12 protein-coding genes and 1 tRNA gene are annotated in these 13482 nt (G+C 61.9%); 8 read left to right on the top strand and 5 right to left on the bottom strand.

Annotated features, from left to right (window positions below):
• Positions 1–765, bottom strand: a complete 765-nt coding sequence (locus tag TRIHO_RS08600; RefSeq protein WP_068242071.1) for a hypothetical protein — start codon at positions 763–765, stop codon at positions 1–3.
• Positions 766–850: 85 nt separating this feature from the next.
• On the bottom strand, positions 851–1858 hold the full coding sequence (locus TRIHO_RS08595) for a Bug family tripartite tricarboxylate transporter substrate binding protein (RefSeq protein ID WP_068242069.1): 1008 nt from the start codon (positions 1856–1858) through the stop codon (positions 851–853).
• A gap of 135 nt (positions 1859–1993) precedes the next feature.
• Between TRIHO_RS08595 and TRIHO_RS08590 the strand changes: the two genes are divergently transcribed.
• The 7 genes from TRIHO_RS08590 (at position 1994) to TRIHO_RS08565 (ending at position 10566) form a co-directional block, all read left to right on the top strand.
• A complete protein-coding gene (locus tag TRIHO_RS08590; protein WP_068242067.1) occupies positions 1994–3085 on the top strand; it encodes an isocitrate/isopropylmalate dehydrogenase family protein in 1092 nt (363 codons plus the stop codon).
• Positions 3082–4128: a Gfo/Idh/MocA family protein gene (locus TRIHO_RS08585; protein WP_068242065.1), complete on the top strand. Its 1047-nt coding sequence runs from the start codon at positions 3082–3084 to the stop codon at positions 4126–4128. Before TRIHO_RS08590 ends, TRIHO_RS08585 begins: the two co-directional genes overlap by 4 nt.
• Positions 4122–4802, top strand: a complete 681-nt coding sequence (locus tag TRIHO_RS08580; protein WP_068242063.1) for a GntR family transcriptional regulator — start codon at positions 4122–4124, stop codon at positions 4800–4802. Before TRIHO_RS08585 ends, TRIHO_RS08580 begins: the two co-directional genes overlap by 7 nt.
• A 41-nt stretch (positions 4803–4843) precedes the next feature.
• Entirely contained in the window at positions 4844–5173 is a 330-nt protein-coding gene (locus TRIHO_RS23700; RefSeq protein ID WP_131811191.1) for a hypothetical protein, read from the top strand.
• Positions 5174–5484: 311 nt separating this feature from the next.
• Positions 5485–5904 (top strand): ImuA family protein, encoded by a 420-nt coding sequence (locus TRIHO_RS08575; RefSeq protein ID WP_332307210.1) that lies wholly within the window; start codon positions 5485–5487, stop codon positions 5902–5904.
• Positions 5819–7270, top strand: a complete 1452-nt coding sequence (locus TRIHO_RS08570; RefSeq protein WP_082705079.1) for a Y-family DNA polymerase — start codon at positions 5819–5821, stop codon at positions 7268–7270. The genes TRIHO_RS08575 and TRIHO_RS08570 overlap by 86 nt, the downstream gene beginning before the upstream one ends.
• Entirely contained in the window at positions 7267–10566 is a 3300-nt protein-coding gene (locus tag TRIHO_RS08565; RefSeq protein WP_082705078.1) for an error-prone DNA polymerase, read from the top strand. The genes TRIHO_RS08570 and TRIHO_RS08565 overlap by 4 nt, the downstream gene beginning before the upstream one ends.
• Positions 10567–10585: 19 nt before the next feature.
• Here TRIHO_RS08565 and TRIHO_RS23220 read toward each other — a convergent pair.
• Positions 10586–11345, bottom strand: a protein-coding gene (locus tag TRIHO_RS23220) for an IS5 family transposase (protein ID WP_106406174.1) whose coding sequence is annotated in 2 segments (ribosomal slippage) — positions 10586–11014 and positions 11016–11345 — 759 coding nt in all. Because the reading frame shifts where the segments join, the coding sequence is not laid out codon by codon here.
• 251 nt (positions 11346–11596) lie between these two features.
• Between TRIHO_RS23220 and TRIHO_RS08550 the strand changes: the two genes are divergently transcribed.
• Positions 11597–11965 carry a site-specific integrase gene (locus TRIHO_RS08550; protein WP_207498654.1) on the top strand — a complete coding sequence of 123 codons (369 nt, stop codon included), beginning with the start codon at positions 11597–11599 and terminating at the stop codon, positions 11963–11965.
• Between the two features lie 56 nt (positions 11966–12021).
• Here TRIHO_RS08550 and TRIHO_RS08545 read toward each other — a convergent pair.
• Both TRIHO_RS08545 and tuf read right to left on the bottom strand, forming a co-directional pair.
• Positions 12022–12097, bottom strand: a tRNA-Trp gene (locus tag TRIHO_RS08545).
• Positions 12098–12306: 209 nt separating this feature from the next.
• A complete protein-coding gene (tuf, locus tag TRIHO_RS08540) occupies positions 12307–13482 on the bottom strand; it encodes an elongation factor Tu (RefSeq protein WP_068242051.1) in 1176 nt (391 codons plus the stop codon).

Raw genomic sequence — 13482 nt, 5'->3', positions numbered from 1 at the left:
TCAGGACCTCCAGAGCGGACGAAGGTGAACGTAATAGGTGTATTCGATCTTTGAGAAGATCAGCCCGCTACGGTTCGGCACATTCTGCCGAAACCCAAAGGCCATTGCACAGATCAGCAGGAGCGGCAGCCCCAGTGCAAGCACCGGTGTCAGGCGCAGCGCGCGATCGCGCGCGCCGGTGTATTGATGCCAGACGGTCAAACTGATCAACAGCCCAAGCGTCATCCAATCATCGCCGCTCTGCGCCCAGTCAGATTGTTGCGGATAGGCAAGCAGTGCAAACCCACCTGCCAGCCCCAGGGCCAACACAGGCACTGTTGCGCCCCGCCCCGCCCGACCGTGAAACCCGCAGATCAGCGCGGTGATCAACAAAGCTGACCCAAGTATGAAATCGACGCGTGGCACCAATCCGACAATGTAGCACAGCAGGATCAGACCAATTGCTCCGATCCGACTTGCCTCTTGCGGGTTCCAGCCCAGCCCGAGCCCACTCATCGCCTGCGCCGCACCGCCGGAGCGTATGGAAATCCCCAAAAGGACCAAGGCAAGCACGAGAAGCGCACCAAAAATTCCAAAAGGGACAACCGCCGCAGACGTATACCATCCCGCGCTGCTCACCCCTGCCCCGCTGTGGGCACCCAGCGACAATCCTGATGTCTTCCATAGGAAAAACAGCGCAATTGCGATCAGCACCAAGGCGCTCCAGAAGTCCCGCGCCCGCAATTGTGCAAGGGCGAGCGCCTCATCCTTCTCAAGCCTGTCCATAAAGTCATTCCTCCCCTCAGCAAGAGGGCGCCACCGCGCCCCCTTTTCGTGTCTTCTGATACCCCGCCTGACGGGGCACAGGCTGTCACGGCTTCTCGATGCCCAGGTCTTCTGGCATCACAGTTGCCGCGCCCAGATCTTTCAGGGTGTAGGCAAAGGTGCTTTCGAGGTTGGCAAACAGCGCCTGTGCTTCGGCTCCATGCTCGCCGCCGATGTCGTATTTGTTGACCTTGGCCCACTCTGCGACAGTGTCCGACGCCATGGCTTTTTCAAAGGCCGCGCCCAATGTCGCCTTCACGTTCTCCGGGGCCGAATTGTGGATGGCAAATCCAATCGCCTGCTTGAGCGGCAATACCTCGGACAGGGCCGCATAGCTGTCAAAAGCTGAGGGCACCGTGAAGCCCGCGATCTCGGCACTGTCTGCGGTCAGCATCGCCAGCGGCTTGAGCTGCCCGCCTTCGATCAGCGCGGCCTGTTCGGCAAGAGAGGTGACCACCAGGGCAACTTCGCCCGCGATAGCTGCTTCCTGTCCGGGCGCGGATCCCTTGTAGGGCACGAATTTGAACGCGGCGCCTGAACCTTTTTCGAGAGCCAGCAAATTCAAATGGTGGATCGAGCCGGCGCCGCCTGCCGCTGCCGGAATGGAGCCAGGTTCCGCCATCGCGGCGTCTACCAACTCGGTCAGGGTGGAATAGGGGCTATTGGCCGGTACAGAAATCAGATCAGGCGATCCGCCGACGATGAAGGGATACCAAAAATCGAATTTTTTATCCCAACCGCCCTGCACAGCGGCGGTCACGTTGGATTCCGACAGGCCTACCAACGTATACCCATCGTCGGGCTGGTTGGCGACATAGACCATGCCATTCGACCCGGCAACGCCGCCGGTCTGGTTGATCACGTTGATCGACACCGGCAGGTTTTTCTCCATCTCGGCCATGATCATACGGTTGATCGAGTCGGTACCGCCGCCGGCCCCCCAGACCACGGCATTGGTAATGTCACGATAGGGATATTCCTGCGCGCTGGCCGCGCCAGTGAAAACCGCGGTGGCCGCCCAAACCGCCAGCGCTCCTGTCATAAGCTTGTTCATGATGTCAGCTCCTCCCAGCTGTGTTGCGTTTGTTATTGCATTTATTTATGTATGCATTAAAAAACACACTGTCAATGCCGCACGCACCATTCCCTATTGGCGGCCATCAAAAACACAGAAGGGGCGCAGTCAGAGATGACCCAGACGTTTGAAATTGCAGTATTCGAGGGCGACGGCATCGGCCCAGAAATCATGACACCGACCGTCACCTTGCTCAGCAGCCTGTCGGAAGCCTCGCGCGGATATGATCTGCGCTTCTCCACGCTGCCCGCAGGCGCTGCGCACTATGCAAAAACGGGCGAGTCGCTTCCTGAATCCTCGCTGAAATCGGCGGGGGCTGCGGATGCGATCCTGCTCTCCGCGATGGGGCTTCCCGATGTCCGCTACCCAGACGGCACTGAGATCTCGCCACAGATCGAACTGCGCAAGGCCTATGGTCTGTTTGCCGGTGTCCGCCCGGTGCGTTTGAAACCCGGCCAGGCCAGCCCACTGAACCTGCCCGACAATCGCGAAATCGATTTTGTCCTGATCCGAGAAAGCACCGAAGGTCTATTTTACTCGCAAGGCCGCGGAGAAGTCACCCAGGAGGCCGCCACCGAGACCCTGCGCATCACCCGCGATGTATCCGAAAAACTGTTCCGCTTTGCGTTTGATCTGGCGCAGGGACGCAAATCCACCGGGCGGGGGCCGGGTCGGGTGACCTGCGTGGACAAGGCCAATGTGTTCCGGGCGTTTGCCTTCTTCCGCCAGATCTTTGATGACATTGCCAAGGACTTCCCGGACTTAATTGCCGATCACGCCTATGTAGATGCCACCGCGCTCTGGATGGTGCAAAAACCCTGGGACTTCGATGTTTTGGTGACGGAGAATATGTTCGGGGATATCCTGTCCGACCTCGGCGCCGGACTTATGGGCGGCCTCGGGCTTGCGCCCTCTGCCGATATTGGCCTCCATCAGGCCGTGTTTCAGCCCTGCCACGGCTCTGCCCCTGATATTGCCGGCCGAGGGGTTGCAAACCCGCATGCAATGATCCTTTCTGCCGCGATGATGCTCGATTGGCTCGGCTTGAAACACAACAATGCTGCCCTTCTGGAGGACGGACGTCGCTTGCGCGAAGCCGTGGAAAACGTCGTCGCGCGCGGTGATCGTCTGACCCGCGATCTTGGCGGCAGCGCCAGCACCGAAGAGGCCGCCAGCGCCGTCATGCGCGCGGTCTTTGCAGCATGACCGGCGGGTCGCACAGGCCGCCGATCCGGGTCGCCTGCGTCGGCGCGGGCTACTTCAGTCGCTTTCACTACGACAGCTGGGCGCGGATGGAGGGCGCGATCGCCGTCGCCTCCTGCAACCGCGACATCACGCGCGCAGAAGCCACCGGATTGCCTGCCTACAACGACCTGGCGACGATGCTGGAGGACGTAAAGCCAGACCTCCTTGACATTATTCTGCCGCCTGTCGCCCATGCCGACACCATCCGCACCGCCCTCGCCCATGGCGTCACCCATATGATCTGCCAGAAACCGTTCTGCACCGATCTCGACGAGGCCCGCAAGATCACCGCCGAGGCTGAGGCCGCAGGCGCGGTGATCGTCGTGCATGAGAATTTTCGCTTTCAGCCGTGGTATCGCACCATCAAGTCCGCCCTGAACGAGGGGCTTCTTGGCACGCTGCAGCAGGTGACATTCCGCCTGCGTCCCGGCGACGGACAAGGCCCAGATGCCTATCTCGACCGGCAGCCCTATTTTCAGGAGATGGAGCGTTTCCTGATCCACGAAACGGCCGTTCATTGGGTCGATACCTTCCGCTATCTCCTGGGAAATCCAACCGGCGTTTACGCGGATCTGCGCCAGGTCAACCCGGTGATCCAGGGCGAGGACGCGGGCTTTGTGCTGTTTGACCACCCCAATGGTGTGCGCGCGCTGTTTGATGGCAATCGCCATCTCGACCATGCCGCCGACAACCTGCGCCGCACCATGGGCGAAGCCTGGTTCGAGGGCACGGAAGGCTCACTCACCCTTCATGGCGACGGCTCGGTTCGCCTGCGCCACTTTGGCAGCGCAGCGACGACCCCACTGCTGGCAGCCGATACATGGGACGGATTTGGCGGCGATTGCGTCCATGCCTTGCAAGCCCATGTGATTTCCGGTCTTCTGGGGGCGGACCCGCTGGAGAACACCGTTCGCGACTACCTCACAGTGATCGAAATCGAACAGGCTATTTATGCCTCGTCAGAGACGGGCCGGAAAATCACGTTGGAGCAACCTGCTTGGTAGAACTGAAGGAAAAGAAAACCCACTCCAACGCGCAACGCGCCGTACAGGAATTGCGCGCGCTGATATTTTCAGGCGAGTTGGCAGCCGGATCCGACCATCTGGAAACGGAACTGGCAGAACGGCTGGGCATGTCCCGCACGCCCGTGCGCGAAGCGGCACTGCTCCTGGAAAGTCAGGGCCTCCTGGAAATGCGGCCCCGCAAGGGGGTCCGCATCCTCCCCGTCTCCTCCGACGACATGCGCGAAATCTATGACGTTCTGACCGAACTCGAAAGCTTGGCTGCAGAGCGCGCGGCGGCCATCGGCTATACCAGAGACGAGCTTGCGCGCCTGAACGCCGCCATTGGGGACATGGATGCCGCGATCGCCGCCGAGAACCTCGAGGGTTGGGCGGAAGCGGATGACAGGTTCCATGCCGAACTCGTCAGGCTCGGCGGCAATTCCCGCGTCGAAATGATCGTCGCGATGATGAGCGATCAGGTCCGCCGGGCAAAGGCCTCAACCCTCTTCATTCGACCGCTCCCGGTGCAGTCCAACGAGGACCACCGCGCCGTCTATCAGGCAATTTTCAAAGGCGACCCCGAAACCGCGCGCCGCATTCACCGCGCCCATCGCCAACAGGCGCGCGAGATACTTACCGGATTGCTGGAGAAGCACCGGTTGAAGAGTCTTTAAGAAAACCTCGGCCGCGCTGTATATGTGCTAAGGGAGTTTCCTTGCGTGTTTCCAGTGTGGTAGCTGCTGATCAAGGGCCTTACTTTCCTACCGGACACGTCATTGCCAAAATGCTCAAGGCCCAGGCCGCCTCATGCACCTCGCAATGCGCCAACCCTGCCAATGCGAACTCATCGCAGCCAGACGCAACGCAGATCTTCATCCGCGACACCGCACAAACCCCTCAATGTTCAGAAAGCCACAACGCAAAAACGCCCGCCGGTTTCCCGTGTGCGCAGGTTGTGATGATGACAATTCATTGCCGCGGCGGTGACCTTGCCGTCAAGGGCAGTGTGACGACGACAGAAGTACACAGGGTCGTGAGCGGTTGAGGCGTCTGGGGCGCGAGGGCTTGCTGTTCAACTGCTCCGGCCCAAAGTCGACCTGGCCAAACCACATTCCGAACGCCGGCTAAATAGACCATAGGCCATCGCAGCCTGATACCATTATTGGATCCGTGCGGCTTTGGCGTTATGATACCCTTATGCGTGCTCCTTTCTATCTCAACTCTGCCTTGCGGCCTACACGTGTCCACGAGGTCTGTGGATCGGGGGCTTTTGCCTTTTCGGGGATCATGGCGCGCGCAGGTGCGATTTGGGTCCGTGAGGCCTGGCTGGCGGGTCAGCTGTTGCCGCAGGGGGCTATGACCTATCTGGACCCGACCAATCTGCTTGTAGCGCGACCCAATAGCCAGACCGATGCGTTGGCCGTGGCCGAGGAGGCGCTGAAGGATGGAGCGCTGCCTTTTGTCGTCCTCGAGATCACCCGCCCGCTCAATCTGCGCGAAGGGCGCAGGCTGCAATTGGCGGCGAAGGCGGGCGGCACGACGGGGCTGTGCATCATCCCCGAAGGCATGGGCTCGAATGCCGCCGAGACCCGTTGGCGGGCGACGCCAGTCTTCGATCCCATGCGGGAAGACTCGACTCTGATGCGCTGGGAAATTATTAAGAACAAAACGGGAACAGTTGGAGTTTGGTATGTTCACTGGGACCCCCAGACGAATCGTCTGCATGTGGTTCCCCCGGTTGGCCTCCAACCGGGTTCTGCGGGGTTGCCCGAGTGAGGCTCCTTTTGCGCTGATCCACAAGGAGGCGAATGCCGAGCGCCTTTATTGCTTGAATGATGCCGCCCATTCTCTGGGGCTGTATCGCGGCATGAACTTGGCCGATGCCCGCGCGCTTTGCCCCGATCTGCGCAGTCGGCCCGCGCGTCCCGATCTGGATGCGCGGTTTCTGGATGTGCTGCGCCGCTGGGCCATGCGCTATTGCCCTTGGGTCGGGCGCGAGGGCGCGGATGGTCTGGTGCTGGATGTGACCGGCTCGGCTCATCTTTGGGGCGGCGAGGCGGCGATGCTGGAGGATATGCGCGCGGTCATGGCGCGAACGGGTGTCGCGCTGCGGCTGGGTGTAGGGGCCACGCGCGGCGCGGCTTGGGCGCGGGCGCATTATGGCGAGGATGCCGATCTGGCGCAGTTGCCGGTGGCGGCGCTACGGATCGGGGCGGAAACGGTCACCGCGCTGCAGCGGCTGGGCCTGCGTAGCATCGGCGCGGTGCAGGGCGCAGCCCGCGCACCTTTGGCCCGCCGGTTCGGGCCAGAACTGCTGTTGCGGCTGGATCAGGCGATGGGAGCGGTGCCCGAGCCCATAACCCCCGAGGCAGAGCCGCCGCAATATGCCACCCGTATGACCCTGCCCGAGCCGATCGGGCTGGTCGCAGATGTCATGGGGGTGACGCAGCGCCTGCTGGAGCCGCTCTGCGCCAAGCTTCGAGCGCAGCATATGGGCGCGCGGCGGCTGCTACTGACGCTGCGCCGGGTCGATCAGGCGAGCCAGCAGGTGGACCTGCGTCTGGCCGCGCCGATGCGCGATACCGCCCGCATCCTACCGCTGTTCCAGCGTGGAATCGATACGATCGAGGCAGGCTTTGGCATCGATATGATCCGGCTGGAGGCCGTGCTGGTCGAGCCGCTGGCCGTGCAGCAAATCGGCCATGTGGATCACGGCAATGACCGGCTGAATGATCTGATCACCCGGATCGGCACGCGAATCGGGCTGGAGAATATCCAGCGCTTTCAGCCCGCCGATAGCCATATTCCCGAGCATAGTTTCCTGATCGTGCCTGCGGCCCATAGCCCGTCTGCCAGCGGCTGGCATGCGCCGCGTCCACGCCCGATCACCCTGTTTCCGCCCGAGCCGATCATGGCCAAAGGGGCAGAGCCACCCGCGCGGTTTCGCTGGCGGCGCATGTCCTTCAGCACCGGACGCGCCGTGGGCCCCGAAAGGATCGCACCGGAATGGTGGTTTGAGAATCCGGCATGGGCTTCGGGCCTACGCGATTACTGGAAGGTCGACACACGTGAGGGGCGCAGGCTGTGGCTGTTCTACACGCCTCAAAGCCCCGGCTGGTATGTGCATGGAGAATTTGCATGAGCTATGCGGAACTTTGCGTGACCTCGAATTTCACCTTCCTCACTGGCGCCTCGCATCCCGAGGAACTGGTGCTGCGGGCGGCGGAACTGGGGCTTTCGGCGATCGCCATCACCGACCGAAACTCGCTCGCAGGCGTAGTTCGGGCCTATTCGGCCCTGAAATCTTTGCGCGAGGAAGCGACCGAAAGCCTGCGGGTGCGGTCGTCACATCAGGTCGATAGCTGTTCGCGCCAAGAGGTTGGTGTTCCGCAGGAGATGCCCGTGCCTGAGATGCCGCGCCTGCCACGGCTGATCGTGGGGGCGCGGCTGGTCCTGCGTGATTGCCCGGTGGACTGGGTCGCGCTGCCCACCGACCGCGCCGCCTATGAGCGGCTGTCGCGCTTGCTGACCCTGGGCAAGCGGCGGGCAGAGAAAGGCGGCTGCGATCTGGATCTGGCCGATCTCGAGACGGGCTGCCGCGGGATGATCCTGATCGCCCTGCCGCCCGAAGATCTGGACGTCGCCCAGGCACCTTTGCAACGGCTGGGGCGGTGCTATCCGAACCATGTCTTCTTGGGCGCAGCACCACGCTATAATGGCTCCGATCAGGCGTGGTTTCGCGCCTGTGCCGCGCAGGCGCTGCGCTGCAATGCGCCGATGGTCGCGGTGGGCGATGTGCTGATGCACCGCGCCGCGCGTCGCCCGCTGGCCGATGTGCTGACCTGCCTGCGCGAGGGGATCACTATCGGTCAGATCGGCACCCGCGCCCTGTTGAATGCCGAGCACCGCCTGAAAGGCGCGAAAGATATGGAGCGGCTTTACCGCCATCATCCGGCAGCAGTGCGGCGCACGCTGGAGATCGCGAAGCGCTGCAGCTTCGATCTGTCCGAACTCAGCTATGACTATCCCGATGAGGGCACCGCAGGCGAAACCCCGCAGGCGCGGCTCGACCGGCTGGCCCGCGACGGGCTGCAACGCCGCTATCCGCAGGGCGCGACCGAGCGGGTGCATCTGCTGATGGCCAAGGAGCTGGGCACCGTGGCCGAACTGGGCTATGCGCCCTATTTCCTGACCGTACATGATATCGTGGCCGAGGCCCGCAGCCGCGGCATCCTTTGTCAGGGGCGTGGATCCGCCGCCAACTCGATCCTGTGCTATCTGCTGGGCATCACCGATGTCAGCCCCGATATGATCGGCATGGTGTTTGAACGCTTCATCTCGCGCCACCGCAAGGAGCCGCCCGATATCGATGTTGATTTCGAGCATGAGCGTCGCGAGGAAATCATCCAGTGGATCTATGACCGCTACGGCCGCGACCGCGCGGGGCTGTGTGCCACCGTCATCCATTTCCGCACCCGCGCCGCCATCCGAGAGGTGGGCAAGGTCATGGGCCTGTCCCAAGACCTGACTGCACGGCTGTCGGGCGATATCTGGGGGCAGTCGAATGGCGGGGCGGACCCGGACCGCGTGCGAGCGCTGGGGCTCGACCCTTCCGATCGACGGCTGGGGCTGACGCTGAAGCTCATAGGTGAGATCATCGGCTTTCCGCGCCATCTGGGTCAGCATGTCGGCGGGTTCGTCATCACGCGCGGGCGGCTCGATGATCTGTGCCCGATCGCAAATGCCGCGATGGAGGGGCGGACCTGCATCGAATGGGATAAGGATGATATCGATGCCCTAGGCATCCTGAAGGTCGATATTCTATCCTTGGGCATGTTGACCTGCCTGCGCAAAAGCTTCGATCTTTTGGCCGAGCATGAGGGGATCCATCATCGGCTAGACACCATCCCGCAAGAGGACAGGCCCACCTATGCCATGCTGACCCGCGCCGATGCGGTCGGGGTGTTTCAGGTCGAAAGCCGGGCGCAGATGAATTTTCTGCCCCGGATGAAGCCGGATAAATTTTATGATCTGGTGATCGAGGTGGCCATCGTGCGGCCCGGCCCCATTCAGGGCGGTATGGTCAAACCCTATATCCGCCGCCGTCAGGGCCTTGAAGCGCCCGAGCCTTTTGGCCCCGAACTGGCAGCGGTCACCGCCAAAACCCTCGGCGTGCCGCTGTTTCAGGAACAGGCGATGCAGATTGCGGTGATCGGCGCGGGCTACAGTCCCGAAGAGGCCGACCGTCTGCGCCGATCACTGGCCTCCTTCCGGCGGATGGGCACGATCGGCGAACATCGCGACCGCTTTCTGCGCGGGATGATGGCGCGCGACTATCCCCTTGAGGTCGCCGAGGCCTGTTTCGCCCAGATCGAGGGCTTTGCCGATTACGGCTTTCCCGAAAGCCATGCGGCGGCCTTCGCCATGCTAACCTATGTGTCGTCATGGCTGAAATGCCATCATCCGGCGATCTTCACCTGTGCGCTGCTGAATTCCCAGCCGATGGGGTTCTACGCCCCGGCGCAACTGGTGCGCGATGCCCGCGAGCATGGGGTCGAGGTCCGTCCCATCTGCGTGAACCATTCAGGCTGGGACAATAGCCTCGAGCGCCGGACCGATGGGCAACTGGCGCTGCGGCTGGGTTTCCGGCAGATCAAGGGCTTGCGGGCCGAAGATGCGGGTTGGATCGTGGCCGCACGTGGCAATGGCTATCCCGACCCCGAGGCGCTGTGGTTACGAGCAGGAGTGGCACCCGCTGTCCTCGAGCGGCTGGCCGAGGCCGATGCCTTTGCCGCCATGGGCGTCAACCGCCGCGATGCGCTTTGGGCGGTCAAAGCGATCCGCGCCCCCGCGCCGCTGCCGCTGTTTTCCGATCCCCTGGATGGCGAGGGCCTGCGCGAACCTGCGGTGGCCTTGGCGCAGATGCACTTAGGCGAGGAGGTGGTCGAAGATTACATAGCCACCCGCCTGGCGCTCCGCGCTCATCCGATGGAGCTGTTGCGCCCCGCGCTGCCCGGCCTGACCCAGCACAGCGAGCTGATCCGCACGCCGTTGCAGCGCGTCACTGTCTGCGGGCTGGTCATCACCCGGCAGCGCCCCGGCACCTCTTCGGGCGTGGTGTTCCTCACACTGGAGGATGAAACGGCGGTGTGCAACGTGGTGGTCTGGCCCAAGGTCTACGCCGCCTTCCGCCATGCGGTGATGGGCGGGCGGCTGTTGCGCGTGACCGGCATGCTGCAACGCGAAGGCATCGTCACCCATGTCATTGCCAGCCGGATCGACGACCTCTCGGCGCGGCTTTCCGATCTTGGTCACCCGATGGGCGCGATCGTGGGCCAAACACACCCGCCCGCAGATGACGCCCCGCCCCCCCGCCGCACAGCCCATCACCCCCGGGAGCAGGCAAAGCGCCTCTTCCCCAGCCGCGATTTCCACTAGGCTCCAGACTCATTGAATTTCACAGCCAGAACAAGACAATTGCAGCGAGGAGGATGGCGGCGAAGAAGGTTTCCGGGCATCGGTCGTATCGAGTGGCGACACGCCTCCAATCTTTCAAGCGCCCGAACATGATTTCAATGCGGTTGCGCCGTTTGTAGCGTCGCTTGTCGTATTTTACGGGCTTCTTGCGGGACTTCCGGCCGGGAATGAAAACCTTTATTCCCTTGTTTTCCAACGATTCTCTGAACCAGTCGGCGTCATGACCCCTGTCGCCTAGAAGCCATCCCGCCTTCGGCAGGCTGCCCAGTAGGGCCGCTGCGCCGATGTAATCACTAACCTGTCCGGCCGACATAAAGAACCCGATTGGCCGCCCCTTCGCGTCAGCAACGGCGTGCAACTTGGTGTTCATGCCGCCTTTGGTTCGCCCGATCTGGCGTGCTCGCCCCCCCCTTTTTGACCCGCAGGCTCGATGCCGTGCGGTGTGCCTTGAGATACGTCGCGTCGATCATGATCGTCTTGTGTTCGGCGCTCTCGGCGGCCAGGCCCACCATGATCCGGGCGAAGACGCCATTGTCACTCCAGCGTTTCCAGCGATTATAAAGTGTCTTTGCCGGGCCGTATTCCTTAAGCGCGTCACACCACCGTAACCCATTGCGATTGATGAAGATTATTCCGCTCAAGACGCGCCGATCATCGACGCGGGGCTTGCCATGGCTTTTGGGAAAGAAAGGTTTCAACCGCGCCATCTGGGCGTCGGTCAGCCAGTAAAGATTGCTCATCGTTCAGGCCTCCTTGCCGATCCTGAAGCACGCCAAAAGCATGAAATCAATGGGTCTGGAGCCTAATCACCCCACCATCCCTTCCAGCATCTCTACCAACGCCACTTGCAACTGCGCGACCAAGGTCCCCTTTCACTGCCCAGCCATGCGCCCGAAGGACCGCGCTGATCCGTTTATCCTCCAGACAAACCATATCGACCAAGCGCAGATCAGTGATGTTGCTCCGTACCCCGCGAACCGAGGGGCGGATCTTGCGGACCACCATCGAGGTGCCCACGCCGATCCTGCAGTGGATGACCTTCTGTTTTGTTATGTCCTTGTCTCTGTCCCTGTCGTACAGGACAGTCTGGACCAGCCATGGTTTCAGTGCCTCATGGCGCAAGGCCGTTGCGAGAGCCAAAATCACCGGGCTCACATTCCACGATCTGAGAGGAACAGCCGTGACACGCCTCGCCATTGCGGGCTGCTCAGAAGCGGAGATAGCGACCATCACGGGCCACAGCATGAGGGACGTCGGAGCCATCCTGGATGAGCACTATTTAAGCAGAGATTCGGAGCTCGCAGAATCGGCCATCAAGAAGCTGGAAATGTTCGACGACCGGGGCAAAACTCCCAAATGACCTCCCAAACGCAAAGGCTTAGTGAGCGGACCATCGGGCTAACTGTTTGATTTTACTGGCAGGGGCATCAGGGTTCGAACCCGAGACCTACGGTTTTGGAGACCGTCGCTCTACCAACTGAGCTATACCCCTGCGGTGCGGCATTTCCTAAGCGAGACCGGCGACGGACGCAAGAGGCAAGTTGCGATTTTCCTTATCGACATCGCTCAATCGACACGGAGCCAACCCCAGCCCCTCCCCCTTCATCTTTTCAAAAATACCTCGGAGCGCGAGGCAGCGCCTCGCAAGGAAAAAAGGGCCTCCCGAAGGAGGCCCTTTCAATACGCAGATCAGAAATCTGATTACGCGAGGATCTTGGACACCACGCCCGCGCCAACGGTGCGGCCGCCTTCGCGGATCGCGAAACGCAGACCATCTTCCATCGCGATCGGGGCGATCAGCTCGACTTCGAACTTCAGGTTGTCGCCCGGCATCACCATCTCGGTGCCCTCGGGCAGCGTCACGGTGCCGGTCACGTCGGTGGTCCGGAAGTAGAACTGCGGACGGTAGTTCGCGAAGAACGGCGTGTGACGGCCACCTTCATCCTTGGTCAGGATATAGGCTTCGGCTTCGAACTTGGTGTGCGGGTTCACAGAGCCCGGCTTACACAGAACCTGACCACGCTCAACGCCTTCACGGTCGATACCGCGCAGCAGCGCGCCGATGTTGTCGCCCGCTTCACCGCGGTCCAGCAGCTTGCGGAACATTTCCACACCGGTACAGGTGGTGGTCTGGGTGTCACGGATACCAACGATCTCGATGCTGTCGCCGACGTTGATCACGCCACGCTCAACACGACCGGTCACAACCGTCCCGCGGCCAGAGATCGAGAACACGTCTTCGATCGGCATCAGGAACGGCTGGTCAACCGCACGCGCCGGGGTCGGGATGTACTCATCCACGGCCGCCATCAGTTCCTTGATCTTCTCGGAACCGATTGCATCGTCACGGCCTTCCATCGCCGCCAGGGCGGAGCCTGCGATGATCGGGATATCGTCGCCCGGGTAGTCGTAGGAGGACAGCAGTTCGCGGATCTCCATCTCGACCAGCTCCAGCAGCTCTTCGTCGTCGACCTGGTCAACCTTGTTCATGAAGACGACCATCTTCGGGATGCCAACCTGACGGCCGAGCAGGATGTGCTCGCGGGTCTGGGGCATCGGGCCGTCGGCCGCGTTCACAACCAGGATCGCGCCGTCCATCTGCGCCGCACCGGTGATCATGTTCTTCACATAGTCGGCGTGGCCGGGGCAGTCGACGTGCGCATAGTGACGCGCTTCGGTCTCATACTCCACGTGGGCGGTCGAGATGGTGATCCCGCGCGCTTTTTCTTCCGGGGCGCCATCGATCTGGTCGTAGGCCTGAAAGTCACCAAAATACTTGGTGATCGCAGCGGTCAGAGTGGTCTTGCCGTGGTCAACGTGGCCAATCGTGCCGATGTTGACGTGCGGCTTATTACGTTCAAACTTTTCCTTAGCCAT

Source organism: Tritonibacter horizontis (assembly GCF_001518015.1).
Classification (GTDB): Bacteria; Pseudomonadota; Alphaproteobacteria; order Rhodobacterales; family Rhodobacteraceae; genus Epibacterium; species Epibacterium horizontis.
Note: the sequence above shows the minus strand (reverse complement) of the source record. Positions and strands in the feature narration are given on the sequence as shown.

Coding starts and splice junctions, on each gene's coding strand:
- TRIHO_RS08565 (WP_082705078.1), top strand. CDS start 7,267: ATGAGCTATGCGGAACTTTGCGTGACCTCGAATTTCACCTTCCTCACT.
- TRIHO_RS08595 (WP_068242069.1), bottom strand. CDS start 1,858: ATGAACAAGCTTATGACAGGAGCGCTGGCGGTTTGGGCGGCCACCGCG.
- TRIHO_RS08600 (WP_068242071.1), bottom strand. CDS start 765: ATGGACAGGCTTGAGAAGGATGAGGCGCTCGCCCTTGCACAATTGCGG.
- TRIHO_RS08575 (WP_332307210.1), top strand. CDS start 5,485: ATGACCTATCTGGACCCGACCAATCTGCTTGTAGCGCGACCCAATAGC.
- TRIHO_RS08590 (WP_068242067.1), top strand. CDS start 1,994: ATGACCCAGACGTTTGAAATTGCAGTATTCGAGGGCGACGGCATCGGC.
- TRIHO_RS08570 (WP_082705079.1), top strand. CDS start 5,819: ATGTTCACTGGGACCCCCAGACGAATCGTCTGCATGTGGTTCCCCCGG.
- tuf (WP_068242051.1), bottom strand. CDS start 13,482: ATGGCTAAGGAAAAGTTTGAACGTAATAAGCCGCACGTCAACATCGGC.
- TRIHO_RS08585 (WP_068242065.1), top strand. CDS start 3,082: ATGACCGGCGGGTCGCACAGGCCGCCGATCCGGGTCGCCTGCGTCGGC.